The following is a 17,116-nucleotide window of genomic DNA, read 5'->3' on the forward strand; positions in this document are numbered from 1 at the left end:
GATAGTTTAGAAATTAGATATTAGAGTGTTCAAAAAGAGTGCATGATAACGCAAAGCAAGGCATTTCTGCTAGCGTGTTCTACACTGATAGAAAGGCAATTAATGTTGAGAGGTTTTATCATGGGAGTGCTTTTATTGCAACCAACTACTACAGCTCAATGGCAGTCTTTGGTGAAGGATGCGGAATCTAGTAGTAATCTTAGGCTAAATAATGAACTAGAAAGTTACTTAGTTTTTTTATTGGGCTATTATAATCGTCGACCCGATATTGCTAACTCGGTTTTTGCGAAAGAATTTTTAACCGGAATGACCGAAAGGCATACTAGACAACGAGAATGCCTGCGGGAAGTGGGAGATAAATGTTTACTATTTGCTGGTCTGTACCCTGAACAGGCCGAAAAAAGACGAGTCAAAATCAAGTATTTTATTGAACTAGGTCAAACCGCTTATATTCAGGTGGCCAGTTTGTCGAAAGCAGGTTCCGCTTCCCTATATAATGCTTTAAGTTATGATTTTATTAGCTTGATGGAAATCTTACATGCAATCCGTGGTCTCAGCGATCCTGCTAACGAACTAAGTCCTTTACAAGCTTTTGAGTTATGGACTGATGTTAAAAGTCAGCATGCTTTAGCGGTGTTACGCAGACATACATCCTTTCCGACTTTTACAAGAATATCTCATAAGCATTAAAATCGACAAACTTACCCACATTTGCATATTGTAAAAATGCATACATTTTTTTAGGTATATTTTCTCTTTTAATCCTAATTTAGAATAATGCCACTTGAAGATTATTCGGATTTTACTTGGATTTTAAGGTTATTTAAAAAGTCATTTTCTTGCTCAAAACAAACTAGCTAGTTAAGATAGCTCAACCAGAACAATGATATCTCTATGTTAGATTCTTCTTCGAGCATTAAAATGAATGAAACCTTAACCACAGACTTTGGTTATCAAACTATCCCCTTAAGCGAAAAAAATAGCCGGGTAGATGAGGTTTTTCTGTCGGTAGCAGGCAAGTATGATCTTATGAATGATTTGATGTCATTTGGTCTGCATCGTCTATGGAAGAAATTTGCAGTGCAATTGGCCCAACTTCGCAGGGGGGATAGTGTGCTTGATGTGGCAGGTGGAACCGGTGATTTGATAAAGGCATTCACTAAGCATATAGGGCCACAAGGTAAAGCTATTTTGTTAGACATTAATGCTGCCATGCTAAATACAGGTAGAGATCGGCTTCTGAATTCAGGTCTCACAGAAGTAAGCACCATCCAAGCTAATGCGGAATGTTTACCCTTTGCGGATGCTAGCTTTGATTGTTTGAGTATCGCTTTTGGGTTACGGAATGTGACGAATAAGCAAGTCGCACTTCAATCTATGCATGGTGTTTTAAAGCCTGGTGGCCGGTTACTCGTTTTAGAATTTTCTAAACCCATATTGGGTTTTTTACAAACTTTATATGATCGTTATTCCTTCGATTTTTTACCTAAATTAGGGGAATGGATTGCCAATGATGAAACAAGTTATCGTTATTTAGTAGAATCTATACGCCGCCATCCCGATCAACAAACACTTCAGACACTTATCTTAGATTCAGGATTTGATGAATGTGAATACTATAATCTTAGCGGGGGAATAGTCGCATTACATAGGGCGTGGAAATTTTGATTAGCAACAATATAATATTATCAGCTCAAGAAGCGATACTTAATCGCTATCTAAACCTTGACTCCGAGTCAAAAGAACATTTGCATCGATTATCTGGCAAGGTATTGAAGATAGAATGGGGCCCTCTTACCTATTATTGGTTTTTTAAATCCGATTCAATTTATTTAAGTAAAGAATATAACGGGCCTGCGGATTTAATACTGCGCGGTTCAACCTTCGATTTTTTACGCGCGGTTTTTACAAAGTCAGACAAAGCGCTTACAGATATTCCTTTAGAAGTTGTAGGCGATATGGAATTTGCAAAACAGTTTAAAGATTTTTTTTCAAATCTAGAAATTGATTACGAAGAACAATTATCAAAAATAGTCGGTGACGGTATTGCTTACCCGATGATAAGAGTGCTTAAAGCGATAAGTCTTTGGGCTACGCAAAGCGTGGAAAGTCTCAGTCAAAATTTGACTAACTATGTCCAGAGAGAAATGAATTGGTTAGTATCTAACGAAGAGTTACAACTTTTTTTTTATGATGTTGATGAACTACGCGACGATTGTGCCCGATTAGAAGCTCGGATAAAAATGTTGGAAAAAGGGTAGAGTGGATGAAATCAATATCTCGTTTAGTACGTTTAATGCAGATCAATTTTATTCTTTTTCGTTATAGCTTAGATGAATTAGTATACTCTCTCGATCTATTCCGCCCGTTACGTTTTTTTGTTTACCTAAATCCTTACCGAAAGATTAATAAAAAAATCCCTAGAGGAGAAAGAATTCGCCTTGCATTAGAAGATTTAGGGCCGATATTTGTTAAGTTTGGTCAAACTTTGTCGACACGTCGTGATTTTATTCCCATTGACATTGCGGATGAACTAGCAAAACTCCAAGATCGAGTACCTCCCTTTCCCGGAGAAGAGGCGAAATCCATAGTTGAAAGCTGTATTAAAAAAGCCATTGCGGAAGCATTTTCTGAATTTGATATTAATCCTTTGGCATCAGCATCCATCGCACAGGTTCATGCGGCTAAGTTATTGACAACAGGTCAAGAGGTCGTGGTTAAAGTTTTAAGGCCAGGGGTATATAAAAGAATTAGTCGAGATATCGATTTATTATATTCCTTAGCGGATTTAGCCCTGCGCTATTGGCGCCCTGCTAAACAACTTAGGCCGCGTGAAATTGTGGCGGAATTTGAGGCTTGTTTAAAAGATGAATTAGATTTATTACGAGAAGGAGCGAATGCCTCTCAGCTACGTCGTAACTTTTCTAATTCTGATTTGCTTTATATTCCAGAAGTATATTGGCCCTATACTTTTCATAAAGTTTTAGTTATGGAACGTATTTACGGTATTTCTATTTCTGATATTTCCGCTTTAAAAAAACAAGGAATTAATTTAAAAAAATTAGCTGAAAGAGGCGTTGAAATTTTCTTTACGCAGGTTTTTCGCGATTGTTTCTTCCATGCCGATATGCATCCAGGGAATATTTTTGTTTCACCAAAAAATAAAGAAAATCCCCAATACTTGGGTGTCGATTTCGGGATTATGGGTAGTTTAAGCCCAGAGGATCAACGTTATCTCGCTGAAAATTTGATGGCGTTTTTTAATAGAGATTACCGTCGCGTTGCTCAATTACATGTTGAATCCGGTTGGGTTGCAGAAAATACCAGAATTAACGAATTCGAGGCAGCAATTCGTACCGTATGCGAACCTATTTTTGAAAGACCCTTAAAAGAAATTTCTTTTGGACAGTTACTTTTACGATTATTTCAAACTGCCAGACGGTTTAATATGGAGGTACAGCCTCAATTAGTGCTACTACAAAAAACTTTATTCAATGTTGAAGGTTTAGGACGGCAATTGTATCCAGATTTGGATTTATGGAACACAGCTAAACCTTTTTTAGAGCATTGGTTACGAAAGCAAGTTGGGCCGCGGGCCTTTTTACGTAAAATTCGTGAATTTGCACCCTACTGGGCAGAAAAGGTTCCTGAAATTCCAAATTTAATGTATCAGGTGATGCTCGAGTTACGCCATTTAAAAAAGGAAACAAAATGTCTTTATTGTGTAAAGGAAAAACAAAAGAAACAAACAAATAAAAAATCTTTTTGGTTTATCGGTTTGGGTATAGCCACGGCTTGTATAGTTTGGGTTTTGTTAGATCTAAGTGTTAAGGATGTTGCGCATTTAGGATCTGTCCATTTATGGATTTTAGGTTTAGGAGGTTTAGGCTTATTTTTAGGTGCGATGATTAATTTACGAAAATTAAATTAATTTTATTTTAAACACGGAGTGTTTATGGGATTTTATGGATTAAATCTAATATCGTTCCTTATTATTTTTCTGATTGCTTTGTTATTATTTGGACCTAGATATCTTCATATTATTTTGAAAGATTTGACTATTTCAGGGCGTAACTGTATTAAGATTTTATTGAAATTATATAACGCAAAATCAAATGATAATAAAACCGAGTCAGAAACAGATATTACTAGTGGATGATGATGAACTATGTTTGAAAATATTAACTCAATATTTAGATGAAGCTCAATATACCTATGTTACTTGTAGAGATGGGCAACTCGCTTGGAATTATTTACAACAAGATCCTGATAGATTTTTTGTTGTTTTAAGCGATAGAATTATGCCCCATCTTCATGGTTTACAGTTATTAGCAAAAATGCAAAAGGAAGGAATAGATCTTCCCTTAGTGTTATTTTCTGGCGTTGCGAGCAAAGAAGAACGATGTGAGGCTATAGCGCACGGGGCGTATGATTTTTTTTATAAACCACTATCTAAAGAATTACTTTTGGCCTTGTTGAAAAAAATAAAAAAACAATTACTATAGTTATTTATAAGTAATTACAAGGAGAAAGAAAATGGGTAAATCTAATCTCGATTGGGGCAGTAGTTGTTTATTTGCCTCGGCTGATATGGGCGATGTCAATTTATTTGAGTATTGGTTAGATAAAAAAAAACTAAATATTGATGTTCAAGATGAAGATGGAGACACCCCTTTACATCATGCGGCACGAAGAGGGCATATTAACCTTGTTATTGAATTGTTAAAAAAGGGCGCGTTACTTACTTCGAATAAAAAAAAACGGACTGCTCTGCAAGATGCTTATGCCTTTAATCAAACTAAAATCGCGAATGAAATTACCAAGTTTGTCATCCAAAGAAATTCAGTAAAAAATATACTTCAAATCCATAAATCTAATAAAGTTGATAATCAAAAACAACAAGAATTGGATCCGCTGGTTAATGATTTTATACAGTATTTACGAAAGAAATATCTTGATAGAAATATATTTCGTTTTCCGGCTAAGCATACTCGAAGGGCTAATGCGTTAATAATTGCTGCTCAACGCTGTAGCACGATTAAAGAATTTAAAGATTTATTAAATAATCAACTTAATTTATGTAAGGGTAATCCAGCCAATCCTATATCTGAGCGTATAATGGATAAAAGGTGGTCTGAAGTAATGAAAAATAAATATAAGGACCCAAATAAATCACTTTTTTATAAAACTATACATAATTTTCTTGCTGAAAGGATTGCTAATAATAATATAAACACTACTAATGTTAGGAGTGCTTTCCATCGCTAATTCGCCTATAAAATTGAATAATATGCTTTAAGTCTTCATACAATAAAGCTTGCAATTTTTTTGCACATCTCTAAACTAAGTTCTTAATCTAAGAGCTTTGGTATGAAAATCGTTTTAGCTAATCCCCGGGGTTTTTGCGCTGGTGTTGATCGCGCTATAGAAATTGTTAAAAGAGCATTAAAACTGTTTGGTGAGCCTATCTATGTGCGCCATGAAGTCGTTCATAATCGCATTGTAGTTGCCGATTTAGAACAAAAAGGGGTGGTTTTTGTTGAGCATATCAGTGAAATACCAAGAAATGCTACCGCGATTTTTAGTGCTCATGGGGTTTCTCAAGCCGTTCGTGAAGCGGCTAAGCAACGAAATTTAAGAATTTTTGATGCAACTTGTCCTTTAGTAACTAAAGTGCATATGGAGGTGGCACGCTATAATCGCTTGGGTCAGGAATGCGTTTTGATTGGTCATGCCGATCACCCCGAAGTGGAAGGAAGCTTAGGACATTATGATAATCCTGCTGGGGGAATCTATTTAGTTGAAACTATTCGGGATGTTGCTTTGCTAAAAGTTAAAAACCCTCGTTTATTGAGTTATGTGACACAAACCACTTTATCGTTGGATGATACCAAAACTATTATACAAGCATTGAAACAACGTTTTCCTGAAATTGCCACGCCTAAGAAAGAAGATATTTGTTATGCAACACAAAATCGTCAGCTGGCCGTTAAAGAATTAGCGAAACAGTGTGATATGGTATTAGTTTTAGGATCGGTTAATAGTTCCAACTCTAATAGATTGAAAGAATTAGCTGAGCGTTTAGGAAAGCCCGCCTATTTAATAGATACGGCTAAAGATATCCAAACAAGCTGGTTAATTGGAAAAGAATCTATAGGTATTACTGCAGGGGCGTCCGCACCGGAATTTTTAGTGCAAAATGTTGTAACATATATAAAAACCTTTCCTAATTGGCAAGAGTGTTTGGTTACCGAACTAATGGGTATAGAGGAAAATGTTGCATTCGCGCTGCCGCGTGAATTAAGAATTCCATTAGCAATCAAAACTGAAACAACTAGTTAATTTTAAAACCTATTTAAAAAGTTTGTCTTTTTATCGATATAAAGAAGACTACTTTTTATTCCCCCATATATATCGGAATATGCTGCCCCCAATTATTCCTCCGATTATGGGAGCGAGCCAAAATAACCAAAGCTGATGGATAGCCCACCCCCCAACAAATAGTGCTGGGCCTGTGCTTCTAGCGGGATTAACAGAAGTATTTGTAACCGGAATGCTAATTAAATGGATTAAGGTTAAAGCTAAACCAATGGCTAAGGGAGCAAAATGATTAGGTAATTGCGGGTTGGTCACACCTGCGATAACGATTAAAAATAAAAAGGTCATAATTACTTCACATATAAAACAAGCCGATAATGAGTAATGGCCTGGGGAATGAAGTCCATAACCATTGCTGGCAAACCCATTGTGTAAATCAAATCCATGTTGGCCACTTGCAATCAGGTATAAAACGGTTGCGGCCAGTATGGCGCCTATTACTTGAGCAATAATGTAACTAGGTACCTCTTTAATGCTAAATCTACCCGCAGCCCAAAGACCTATAGAAACGGCAGGATTTAAATGACAGCCAGAGATAGGAGCAAACACACAACACATGGTTAGCAAGCTTAAACCAAAAGCGAAAGCTACGCCCAAAAAACCTATACCAACTAGAGGAAATTTAGCTGCCAATACAGCACTACCACATCCGCCTAATACTAGCCAAAAAGTGCCTAAGAATTCCGCTAATAATTTCCTTTGCATGTTGAATCTCCATAAAAATCAGAAGAAGTATAGCAGTAGAAAACATTTTTCAACAATGTAACAGATTTATAAAGGCTATAAAGTTTAAAATTTAATCTCAAATTACCAACATAAATTTGAACCGCTACCAGCATTAGTTTTTTTTCCTAATTGATTAAGCATGAAAAGATAACATTCAGGATCAGAAAATTTAGCTTTTGCTGATAGTAGATAAGTGTTGGCAGTGCTTTTCAAAGCTAAATCATAAAATTTTTTTTCAGTCATGTCTTTTGAATGCAGTTTGTTAAAGTTCGCAAACTCGTAACTATTATTATTTGTAAGATAATAAATCTCCATATGCTGAGCAAGATTTATTAAAGCAATTTTCGCTTCGGTACGGTGAGTTCTTATCAGTATATGAGTATAAATGGGATAGGAGATTTTTGCCAAAATACCGATTATAACTAAGACAATAAGCAACTCAAATAAACTAAATCCATATTCAGTATTTTCCATATATTAACTCCAATTTTATTTCTTATTATTCACAATGAAAAATAAAACATAAACAGAAGTTTATAAATGTTTTTATTTTTTGCTACCGAAATCCATGAGGTAAGATGCCTAAGTTAGAACTTATTTGTTGCGCGAATGCGGCCCCCATACGATCAGAAAGTTGTTGTAATAGACCAGGTTTGACGGTGTAATCAACGATATTTTTATTCTTAATTAAATCCTGAGATAAGCTATTTAAATCTCCAAAGCCATCTATAAGGCCTAAAGATAAAGCTTCTTCGCCTGTCCAGGCTAAACCAGAAAATAACTCTGGATTTTCTTTTATGCGATTTCCACGACCTTGTTTAACAGCGTTAATGAACTGCTGATGAACATTTGCAAGCATACGTTGAGCAATAAGTTTCTCATCTGTTTTTTCAGGTGAAAAAGGATCTAAAAAGCCTTTATGATCTCCAGCTGTCAAAAGGCGGCGTTCAACACCGACTTTCTTCATGGTATCAACAAAGCCAAATCCGTCCATTAAAACACCAATTGAGCCGACTAAGCTGGCGGGATTAGCATAGATATCATCACTCGCTGAAGCAATATAATAAGCGGCGGATGCGCAAAGATCGTCACATACCGTATATAATTTAGTTCTAGGGTATTGATGGCGTAAATAACGGATCTCGTTATAGATCTGTGCAGCTTGAACTGGGCTGCCGCCAGGACTATTGATACGCAGAATAACTGTACGCGTATTTCTATCTTCAAAAGCGTTTTGTAGTCCTTCAATGACATTATCAGCACTTGCTGTTGAACTGTCATCAATGATTCCTCTAATATCGACTAGACCGATGTGAGCTTTTGCTTTTGAAGCACTAGGAAGATTGGTTGTAGTTGGCCATAAAGAAAACAACAGGCCTGAAAGAAGTAAAAAAAATAGAAATTTAAAGAAGATATTCCAGCGTCTTTTCCGACGTTGTTCCTTCAAGTTATCAAAAAGTAATTTTTCTAGGGTTTTGCGTTGCCATGTCGGATCGTTTAATAATTCTTCTGCCATATAAAACCCTATTTAAACTTTTGAAATATGAATATAAATGCCCTTAGTTTACCTCTTTTTGACTGGTTGGGACATATTTGGACTGGAAATAAAAATTTTAGCTTGTTTTCTCAGATGACTATGTATTTTTTACCGAAATCGACTTGATTTTTTCTAATTAGACTAAACTATTTATAAGATAGAAATCTAGATAAATGATAACTAGAGGGGAATATGAGTCTTAATAAGTTAACCAGTCAGTTTCAAAACGCGTTAGCAGAATCTCAATCACTGGCTATAGGGCAAGATAATTCTTTTATTGAGCCTATTCATTTGATGTCTGCTTTGTTGCAGCAAGAGAATGGCACGGTCAAACCTTTATTGAGTAAAGCTAATGTTAATTTGAACCAATTAACTAAAAACTTGGATGAGGCCATTGCGCGTTTACCTAAAGTACAAACTTCAACTCCTGGGGAGATTTATCCTTCGAATGATCTTGTTCGCTTACTGAATGTCACCGATAAGCTTGCACAACAACGAAATGATGAATATTTATCAAGCGAATTATTTGTACTTGCGGCTATAGATGATAAAAGTGTTTTGGGTGAATTATTAAGAAAAGCAGGTGCTAGCAAAGCATTGCTTGAGCAAGCAGTAAAGGATATACGAGGCGGAGAGGCAGTGAATGATCCTGAAGCAGAAGGCCGTCGTGGGGCCTTGGAAAAATACACAATTGATCTAACGGCTCAGGCATCGCAAGGAAAACTTGATCCAGTTATCGGCCGTGATGATGTGATACGTAGAACTATTCAAGTGCTACAAAGACGAACTAAAAATAATCCAGTTCTTATTGGTGAGCCTGGTGTGGGTAAAACCGCTGTAGTGGAAGGACTCGCACAACGTATTGTTAATCACGAAGTTCCAGAAGGATTAAGAAACAAACGCTTGCTGGCTTTAGATATGGGCTCATTAATTGCTGGAGCTAAATATCGAGGAGAATTTGAAGAACGATTAAAAGCAGTTTTGAATGAGCTTGCAAAGCAAGAGGGACAAATAATTCTATTTATAGATGAGTTGCATACCATGGTTGGTGCTGGGAAAGCAGAAGGGGCTATGGATGCAGGAAATATGTTAAAACCCGCTTTAGCGAGAGGTCAATTACATTGTATCGGGGCAACTACCTTAAATGAATATAGAAATTATATTGAAAAAGATGCCGCATTAGAACGTCGTTTTCAAAAAATTCTAGTAGATGAGCCTACTGTTGAAGATACTATAGCCATCTTACGTGGTTTAAAACAACGTTATGAGATTCACCATGGCGTAGAAATTATGGATTCAGCTATTCTTGCTGCAGCCACTTTATCACATCGCTATATTTCGGATAGGAATTTGCCCGATAAAGCCATTGATCTCATCGATGAGGCCGCTAGTCGAATTAGAATCGAAATCGATTCCAAGCCAGAAAAACTGGATCGCTTAGATAGACGATTAATTCAGTTAAAAATGGAGCGAGAAGCATTAAAAAAGGAAACTGATGAATCCTCTAAGATTAGATTGGAAAATTTAGAAAATGAGATTACTGAGCTTTCAAAAAAATATGCCGATCTTAACGAGGTTTGGAAAGCTGAAAAAGCTACCTTGCAAGGCGAGCAAAAAATCAAAAGTGAGCTTGAAAAGGCACAATTTGAATTAGAAAAAGCGCGGCGTTCGGGCGATTTAAATCGAATGTCAGAATTACAATATGGCCATATTCCCGCTTTGGAGAAAAAATTATTGGCTGCTCAGAAAATGGAAAACAAAGAGCCTCAATTAGTACGCAATAAGGTTAGCGAGAAAGAAATTGCGGAAATTGTTTCGCAATGGACGGGAATACCCGTCTCTAAAATGCTAGAAGGGGAGCGAGAAAAATTATTACATATGGAAGATGCGCTACATCAACGTGTAGTGGGTCAAGATGAAGCAATTTCTGTTGTAGCGAATGCTATTCGACGATCCCGAGCCGGTTTATCGGATCCTAAGCGTCCGATTGGATCATTTATTTTTTCAGGACCTACCGGCGTCGGTAAAACAGAAGTTTGCAAAGCTTTAGCAGGATTTTTATTTGATTCTGACGATGCGATGGTGCGTTTAGATATGTCTGAATTTATGGAAAAACATTCTGTTGCGCGTCTCATTGGTGCTCCTCCAGGATATGTAGGTTATGAAGAAGGGGGCTATCTTACCGAAGCAGTTCGTCGAAAACCTTATTCCGTAGTCCTTCTGGATGAAATTGAAAAAGCGCATGGGGATGTATTTAATATTTTATTGCAAGTATTAGAGGATGGTCGTTTAACTGATGGCCAGGGACGCACAGTAGATTTTCGTAATACCGTTATAGTGATGACGTCAAATTTAGGTTCACAAATTATTCAAGAGTTGACCTCTAAAAAAGATTACTCAGCATTAAAAAGTACGCTAATGGATATCATTGCACAGCATTTTCGACCTGAATTTATTAATCGTGTTGATGAGGTAGTTGTTTTTCATGCTTTAACTGAAAAACAGATTCACTCTATAACTTCAATCCAATTAGAGAGACTGCGCGAACGTCTGAATGAACGTGATTTACAATTAGAAGTCAGTGCAGCTGCGGTTAATCACATTGCCAAAATGGGCTATGATTCTGTTTATGGGGCGCGACCTTTAAAACGTACCATTCAACAAGAATTGGAGAATCCGATTGCAAAAGATATGATTGAAGAAAAATTCTTACCTGGAGACAAAATTTTTGTAGACTATATCGATGGGGAAATAAAATTAACGGCAAAAAAAACAAAAACTAAAACTAAGAAGTAAATAATTTTTTAAGATATATGAGGACTCAGGGAGCAATACAGAAAAAAATCAATTGGGAAGAACATTCATAGGGTATTTGATAATATCAAAATAGGGAGAATAGTCAAAGTCGCGCGGCGAGTAAAGTCTAGGGTTAATTTTATAAAATTTAAGACTTTCCCCATCACCTTTTAATAATGGTAATATCGGAAAATTGACCGATTGAAAGGCTTCCGCCAATAGTGAAGAACAACTTTCTTTAGTTCTTATCCCCGGCTTGTAATTAAATAGTGTAGAGTGCCATCTACGCGGTAAAAGTGGCCAAGGCATTAAAAAACGTCCTAAGTCAAAAATTAATCTAAAATCATATTCTATGCCTAACTTTTTTAAAGCGTAGCCAATAATTTTTTGTCCATCTTGATAAGAAATATTTCTTGGACGACAAATGCGGATATGTTCTTTTTCATATTTTTTTAATGGTGAGATTAAAGCTCCTTTTCCTAATAAGCTTTCAAATACTAATTGTTCGCTGGGATCGCCAGAGTAAAATTCGGTAATTCTTTTTTGCATCTCCTTATCTTCAATGTCATACAAGCGACCAATATACAGCGCGGCATGTGACCAGGAGCTGCGCGTAATTACTTTAATCATTTGACTGATACGGTTGCGACCTTCTATTAACAAAACATCACAGGGTCGTAGTTCTTGGCGAAGTTTATTAAAATCACTTAATGGAATTGGTTGAGGAGCTTCTACTTCTTTATTAAGCCATCTAAAAAAAAAGTTAAATAGTTTATTGGTTAAATCCATCTGCATAAATTATCCTGGATTTTAATTCTTGCCTGGGACGCGTAGAACCATTTGGGTGTTTAAAATTTTAGATAGCTTGTGCCAATTCGATTGCATAGCCTAAATAACTAGTAGGCGATAATTCGAGTAAGCTTTGTTTAATATCGTCGGGTATTTTTAGGTCGTTAATAAATTGATGAAGAGTTTTTTGATTAAGTTTTTTACCTTGTGTTAAGGCCTTTAATTGTTCGTAAGGCATTTCAGCCCCATATCGTCTTAAAATTGTTTGTATAGCTTCGGCCAATATTTCCCAATGGTGATTGAGATCTTCCAATAACCTAGTATCATCGATAGAAATTTTTTCTAAGCCAGAATATAAACTTTTGTGGGCAACTAAATTAGTTGCAAATGCTGTTCCAAGATTACGTAGTAGTGTTGAATCTCTTAAATCACGTTGCCAACGCGAGATAGGTAAGGTCTTTGAAAAATGTTGGTATAGGCTATTGGCTAAGCTAAAATTTCCCTCAGCATTTTCAAAGTCGATAGGATTGATTTTATGAGGCATGGTAGATGAACCCACTTCACCTAGCTTAGTTTTTTGTTTGAAATAACCCAAAGAAATATAACCCCAGCAATCGGCAGTCAAGTTAATTAATATAGTATTAATTCGTTTTAAACTGTCACAATATTCTGCAATATAGTCATGAGGTTCAATCTGTGTAGTATAAGCATTCCAATCTAAACCTAGACTGGTTACAAATTTCTCGCTAATTTCGGGCCAATTAATATCGGGGTACGCAAAGCGATGAGCATTGTAATTACCAATAGCACCATTAAACTTACCGACTATTTTTACTGCAGCAAATAATTTTTCCTGTTCTATTAAGCGTTGAGTAAAATTAGCAAATTCTTTACCCATAGTGGTGGGTATAGCGGGTTGACCGTGCGTACGACCAAGCATCGCATGCGTAGCATATTGATGTGAGTATTTTTTTAAATAAGTAATGAGTTTTTGAATAGCAGGGAGTAAATGTTGAGCGCGTACTTCTTTAAGCATTAAAGCGTAAGCCAAGTTATTAATGTCATCAGAGGTGCAACCGAAATGTATAAATTCTCGGATCGATACTAACTGCGGATTTTTAGCTAGTTTTTCTTTCAAAAAATACTCAACTGCTTTAATGTCGTGTCGAGTTGTCTTTTCTAGCGTTTTAATTCTTTCAGCATCTTCCAAATTAAAATCTTCAATAATATGATTCAATTGTTGCTGGGTTGCTGAAGAAAATGCAGAAATCTCCTTGATGCCCGAATGGTCAGCAAGGGTTTGTAACCAGCGTATTTCAATGAATACTCTAAAATAGAATAAACCATATTCGCTACATAAAGGACGTAAACTATCGGTTTTATCTGAGTAACGACCATCAATAGGAGAAATCGCGGTTAAAGGGTTGAGTTGCACATGGGCCTCGATAAGTTTATTTACAGCTCTTCGGATTCCTCTGGACCATATTTTTCTGATCGATCATGTCGTTTTTCTTTGATTTTTTGTTTATGTTTATTGATTTGCTGTTCTATTCTATCAACTAAGTCATCAATAGCAGGATATAGACTTTCGTTTTCGGCACTTGCGTAAAATTCAGTACCATGTGTATGAACTAGGGCTTTAACGACTTGATCTAAGTTTTCAAGGCTTAATGTGACATGTATGGCTGTAGTTTTATGAGTTATACGTTCCAGTCGTTTGAATTTATCGAGTATATATTGTTTTAAGGCTTCAGTAACTTTAATGCCATCATCTGTAATAGTAATTTGCATTAGACCCTCTATCTTTATAATCTATAGTCTTTGATATTATTCTGAAATGCATAGTGATTATACCTTAGGTTACGCAGTAAAGTAGAGTCAAACGACTTTATTAGACTATTTTTTTAAACCTGATGGGGGTTTTTTAGACAAAGGTATAGTTTAAATTTGTTTTATAAGGCGGCTTGCGCAAAATTTAATCATTTTTCACTTTATTTACTCACACCTTTACAATTAAAGATCAAATTCATGGCCTAAATAGACTTCCCTGACACGTTGATTATTCAATACTTCTTTTGGAGTCCCCACATAGATGGTTTCCCCCTCGCTCACTATATAAGCACGTTTACAAATGGTAAGGGTTTCCCGAACATTATGATCGGTAATCAAAACGCCTATACCACGCCGACTAAGATGAATAATCATGCGCTTAATATCGACCACAGAAATTGGATCGATTCCTGCAAAAGGTTCATCTAATAGCATGAATTTTGGCTCCATAGCCAAAGCGCGAGCAATCTCCACGCGACGACGTTCACCACCCGATAAACTAATTCCCAACGTATCGCGGATGTGTGTAATGTGGAATTCATGAAGTAGATTTTCGAGATGTTGTTTACGTTGTTCTTTTGACAGATCTTTACGTAATTGGAGTATAGCGAGGATATTATCGGCAACAGATAATTTACGAAATATTGAAGGTTCTTGAGGTAAATAACCGATACCTGCCTTAGCCCTGGCGTGCATAGCCAAATGCGTAATATTATGATTATCTAATAAAATTTTACCTTGTGCACTTTCAATTAGACCCACAATCAAATAAAAGCTCGTGGTTTTTCCAGCTCCATTAGGGCCTAACAAACCCACTACTTCTCCGGTTTCTAGTTCTAAGGAAACATTTTTGACAACAACGCGAGAATGGTAACGTTTGGCCAAATTGATAGCATGTAATTTACTCATGAGTGTACAGGTTGCAATGGAGCTATTAGTATTTGAGTATGCCCTTCTTTTGAGATAGGGGAACCGACGGTTTTCTTTTTAAAATCATAGTTAATTTGGGGGCCTTTGACATGATTTTGTCCTTGCACAATCTCGGCATTACCCACAGCTTCTAACCAATCTTTTTGTGGATAATAATAGATCGTATTTCCAGTAGCAATTAACTTAGGTCGATTGGGAAATATAAGTGCGCGATAATGTGCTGGATTACCGGTAGCGATTATTTTGGTGACTTGACCATTTTGATCGGCATAACTGGTGGCATAGTCTGCTGTGAGAACTCCTGATCCTTGAGTCAACTTAATATGCCCCTGATAGATGCCTAATTTTGTCTCATTATTATATGACAAAGTATCAGATTCAAAATAGATAGTTTGTCCCATATCTTTTGGATGAGCATAAACAGAGATACTAGGCGTATTCAGTATTAATAGGACTAGGCATAATAAATAGTCTTTATTTATTTTAAATGGTTTTTTTTTCAAGTGATCTTGAATCCACATCTTAAACCTCATTACATTTTTGCAGGTTTGAGTTGGCCCTTTACTTGAGATAAAAGTCGAATCGTTTTTGTATTAAAATTAGCATGTAGTCCTACAGCATGTATCTCTTGATTTATCTGAGTTATTACGACAGGTGCGGAGGTTTCAGCTGTTTTTTCTTTAAGATGAATATCTAAAGTGGACGTCGTCAGGGTCGAGATAGTTTTATTGGTTGGTCCTTGTTTTTGTTCAAGTTTGACATTATCCCAAAGCTGTAGAAGATCTTTACCCTCTTTCAGTTTGCCATAACGTGATGAAAGTTGCCATGATTCTTTTTTTTTCAAAAATAAAGTAAAAATAGGTGTGGTAAGTGAAATACTATCATCTGAGGGATAATGAACTGATAAAGGTGTGTTTAACTGATCATAAAGATTACCTGATTTATCAATATGATAGACTATGACCTTAGTTGCATAGGCATCAGGATGGTTTCCTGTAATAGTAGAGTTTGCAGGCCTCGTCAGCTGTAACCATGTGTACCACGTACCTAATAAAATAAGCGAAATAAGAATAAGATTAATGAATAGTGTTTTAGAAAACATACTATTGGATGTAGCTTAAACAAGCAGATATAAGTAAATGTCAGGTGATTCTCTGACTCAGGATATCATGAATATGCACAACGCCGAGAGGTTTTTTTTCTTTGTCTACAATAATTAAAGTAGTTATTTTATTATCTTCCATTATTCGTAATGCTTCGGCAGCCAGCTTCTCTTTATTTATTGTTTTACAATTAGTCGTCATTACTTGATCGACCAGTGTGGTTTGAAGGTTTAATCCTTGATCTATGGCTCGCCTAAGATCACCATCAGTAAAAATTCCTAAGAGACGTTGGTTTTTGTCAGTAATTACGGTCATACCCAGTCTTTTCTGTGAAACTTCAAATAAAGATTGCACTAAAGAGGTGCCAGATTTTACGCTGGGAATAGCTGCTCCAGTGTGCATAATATCAGACACTTTTAATAATAAACGCCGACCCAATTGCCCTTTTGGGTGAACCTTAGCAAAGTCATCACTGCTAAAACCACGCATGTTGAGCAGAGATATAGCGATGGCATCACCCATGACTAATGCTGCTGTGCTGCTGCATGTCGGAGCTAAGCCTAAAGGGCAGGCTTCTTGCTCTATGGCTATAGGGATGGTAACGGTCGCTTGTTGCGCTAAAGTAGAGAGAGGATTTCCGGTCATGAGTATAAAAGGGATATTGAGTAGTTTGAGTGTAGGAAGAATACTAATGAGCTCATCCGTTTCCCCAGAATGAGAGATGGCAAGAACCACATCTTTGGAGTTTATCATGCCCAGATCACCGTGATTTGCTTCAGCGGCATGAATAAAAAAGGCGGGGCTCCCTGTGCTGGCTAAAGTAGCCGCGATTTTATTACCTATATGGCCTGATTTACCAATACCGATGACTACAATATGGCCTTGGCAATTTAAAAGTAATTCACATGCCCGTTCAAAACTTGAGTCAATTTGTTTTAATAAACTCAAAATGGCTTTTCCTTCTGTCTCAATGACTTTTCGAGCTGACTCGGAAAATTTTTTATGCATAAATTTTTACCATAGAGAA

Annotated in this window: 18 protein-coding genes; 8 read left to right on the top strand and 10 right to left on the bottom strand. The window is 36.5% G+C overall.

Annotated features, from left to right (window positions below; all coding sequences use genetic code 11):
- Window positions 1-42: 42 nt before the first annotated feature.
- From AAHH40_RS00235 to ispH, 7 genes are all read left to right on the top strand, one after another.
- Window positions 43-690: a hypothetical protein gene (locus AAHH40_RS00235; RefSeq protein ID WP_342220123.1), complete on the top strand. Its 648-nt coding sequence runs from the start codon at window positions 43-45 to the stop codon at window positions 688-690.
- 231 nt (window positions 691-921) lie between these two features.
- Window positions 922-1,668 (top strand): bifunctional demethylmenaquinone methyltransferase/2-methoxy-6-polyprenyl-1,4-benzoquinol methylase UbiE, encoded by a 747-nt coding sequence (ubiE, locus tag AAHH40_RS00240; protein WP_342220822.1) that lies wholly within the window; start codon window positions 922-924, stop codon window positions 1,666-1,668.
- Window positions 1,665-2,261, top strand: coding sequence for a ubiquinone biosynthesis accessory factor UbiJ (locus AAHH40_RS00245; RefSeq protein ID WP_342220124.1), 597 nt, complete (start codon window positions 1,665-1,667; stop codon window positions 2,259-2,261). Before ubiE ends, AAHH40_RS00245 begins: the two co-directional genes overlap by 4 nt.
- 5 nt (window positions 2,262-2,266) lie before the next feature.
- Entirely contained in the window at window positions 2,267-3,931 is a 1,665-nt protein-coding gene (gene ubiB / locus AAHH40_RS00250; RefSeq protein WP_342220125.1) for a ubiquinone biosynthesis regulatory protein kinase UbiB, read from the top strand.
- 184 nt (window positions 3,932-4,115) lie between these two features.
- Window positions 4,116-4,505, top strand: coding sequence for a response regulator (locus tag AAHH40_RS00255; RefSeq protein WP_342220126.1), 390 nt, complete (start codon window positions 4,116-4,118; stop codon window positions 4,503-4,505).
- Window positions 4,506-4,536: 31 nt separating this feature from the next.
- A complete protein-coding gene (locus tag AAHH40_RS00260) occupies window positions 4,537-5,268 on the top strand; it encodes an ankyrin repeat domain-containing protein (RefSeq protein WP_342220127.1) in 732 nt (243 codons plus the stop codon).
- Between the two features lie 102 nt (window positions 5,269-5,370).
- Window positions 5,371-6,342 (top strand): 4-hydroxy-3-methylbut-2-enyl diphosphate reductase, encoded by a 972-nt coding sequence (gene ispH / locus AAHH40_RS00265; RefSeq protein WP_342220128.1) that lies wholly within the window; start codon window positions 5,371-5,373, stop codon window positions 6,340-6,342.
- A 48-nt stretch (window positions 6,343-6,390) separates the two neighbouring features.
- On the opposite strand, the gene aqpZ is transcribed toward ispH, so the two are convergent.
- The 3 genes from aqpZ to AAHH40_RS00280 form a co-directional block, all read right to left on the bottom strand.
- On the bottom strand, window positions 6,391-7,083 hold the full coding sequence (gene aqpZ / locus AAHH40_RS00270) for an aquaporin Z (RefSeq protein ID WP_342220129.1): 693 nt from the start codon (window positions 7,081-7,083) through the stop codon (window positions 6,391-6,393).
- A gap of 102 nt (window positions 7,084-7,185) precedes the next feature.
- The gene (locus AAHH40_RS00275) at window positions 7,186-7,578 is read right to left on the bottom strand and encodes a type IV pilin protein (protein WP_342220130.1); all 393 of its coding nucleotides are present in this window, start codon (window positions 7,576-7,578) and stop codon (window positions 7,186-7,188) included.
- An 82-nt stretch (window positions 7,579-7,660) separates the two neighbouring features.
- Window positions 7,661-8,620, bottom strand: a complete 960-nt coding sequence (locus AAHH40_RS00280) for a S49 family peptidase (protein ID WP_342220131.1) — start codon at window positions 8,618-8,620, stop codon at window positions 7,661-7,663.
- A gap of 213 nt (window positions 8,621-8,833) precedes the next feature.
- Between AAHH40_RS00280 and clpB the strand changes: the two genes are divergently transcribed.
- A complete protein-coding gene (gene clpB, locus AAHH40_RS00285; protein WP_342220132.1) occupies window positions 8,834-11,437 on the top strand; it encodes an ATP-dependent chaperone ClpB in 2,604 nt (867 codons plus the stop codon).
- A gap of 48 nt (window positions 11,438-11,485) precedes the next feature.
- On the opposite strand, the gene AAHH40_RS00290 is transcribed toward clpB, so the two are convergent.
- The 7 genes from AAHH40_RS00290 to AAHH40_RS00320 all read right to left on the bottom strand — a co-directional run bounded on the left by AAHH40_RS00290 (window position 11,486) and on the right by AAHH40_RS00320 (window position 17,097).
- Window positions 11,486-12,232: a YiiX/YebB-like N1pC/P60 family cysteine hydrolase gene (locus tag AAHH40_RS00290; RefSeq protein ID WP_342220133.1), complete on the bottom strand. Its 747-nt coding sequence runs from the start codon at window positions 12,230-12,232 to the stop codon at window positions 11,486-11,488.
- 61 nt (window positions 12,233-12,293) lie between these two features.
- Window positions 12,294-13,661: an adenylosuccinate lyase gene (purB, locus tag AAHH40_RS00295; protein ID WP_342220134.1), complete on the bottom strand. Its 1,368-nt coding sequence runs from the start codon at window positions 13,659-13,661 to the stop codon at window positions 12,294-12,296.
- A 20-nt stretch (window positions 13,662-13,681) separates the two neighbouring features.
- Window positions 13,682-14,017: a ribosome hibernation-promoting factor, HPF/YfiA family gene (gene hpf, locus AAHH40_RS00300; RefSeq protein WP_342220135.1), complete on the bottom strand. Its 336-nt coding sequence runs from the start codon at window positions 14,015-14,017 to the stop codon at window positions 13,682-13,684.
- 222 nt (window positions 14,018-14,239) lie between these two features.
- Window positions 14,240-14,965 (bottom strand): LPS export ABC transporter ATP-binding protein, encoded by a 726-nt coding sequence (gene lptB / locus AAHH40_RS00305; RefSeq protein ID WP_342220136.1) that lies wholly within the window; start codon window positions 14,963-14,965, stop codon window positions 14,240-14,242.
- Complete coding sequence (lptA, locus tag AAHH40_RS00310) at window positions 14,962-15,489, bottom strand: lipopolysaccharide transport periplasmic protein LptA (RefSeq protein ID WP_342220137.1); 528 nt, start codon at window positions 15,487-15,489, stop codon at window positions 14,962-14,964. Before lptA ends, lptB begins: the two co-directional genes overlap by 4 nt.
- Window positions 15,490-15,518: 29 nt before the next feature.
- Window positions 15,519-16,088, bottom strand: a complete 570-nt coding sequence (lptC, locus tag AAHH40_RS00315; RefSeq protein ID WP_342220138.1) for an LPS export ABC transporter periplasmic protein LptC — start codon at window positions 16,086-16,088, stop codon at window positions 15,519-15,521.
- A 40-nt stretch (window positions 16,089-16,128) separates the two neighbouring features.
- Window positions 16,129-17,097 (bottom strand): KpsF/GutQ family sugar-phosphate isomerase, encoded by a 969-nt coding sequence (locus AAHH40_RS00320; RefSeq protein WP_342220139.1) that lies wholly within the window; start codon window positions 17,095-17,097, stop codon window positions 16,129-16,131.
- Window positions 17,098-17,116: the final 19 nt, after the last annotated feature.

The organism is Rickettsiella endosymbiont of Miltochrista miniata, assembly GCF_964031245.1.
Classification (GTDB): domain Bacteria; phylum Pseudomonadota; class Gammaproteobacteria; order Diplorickettsiales; family Diplorickettsiaceae; genus Aquirickettsiella.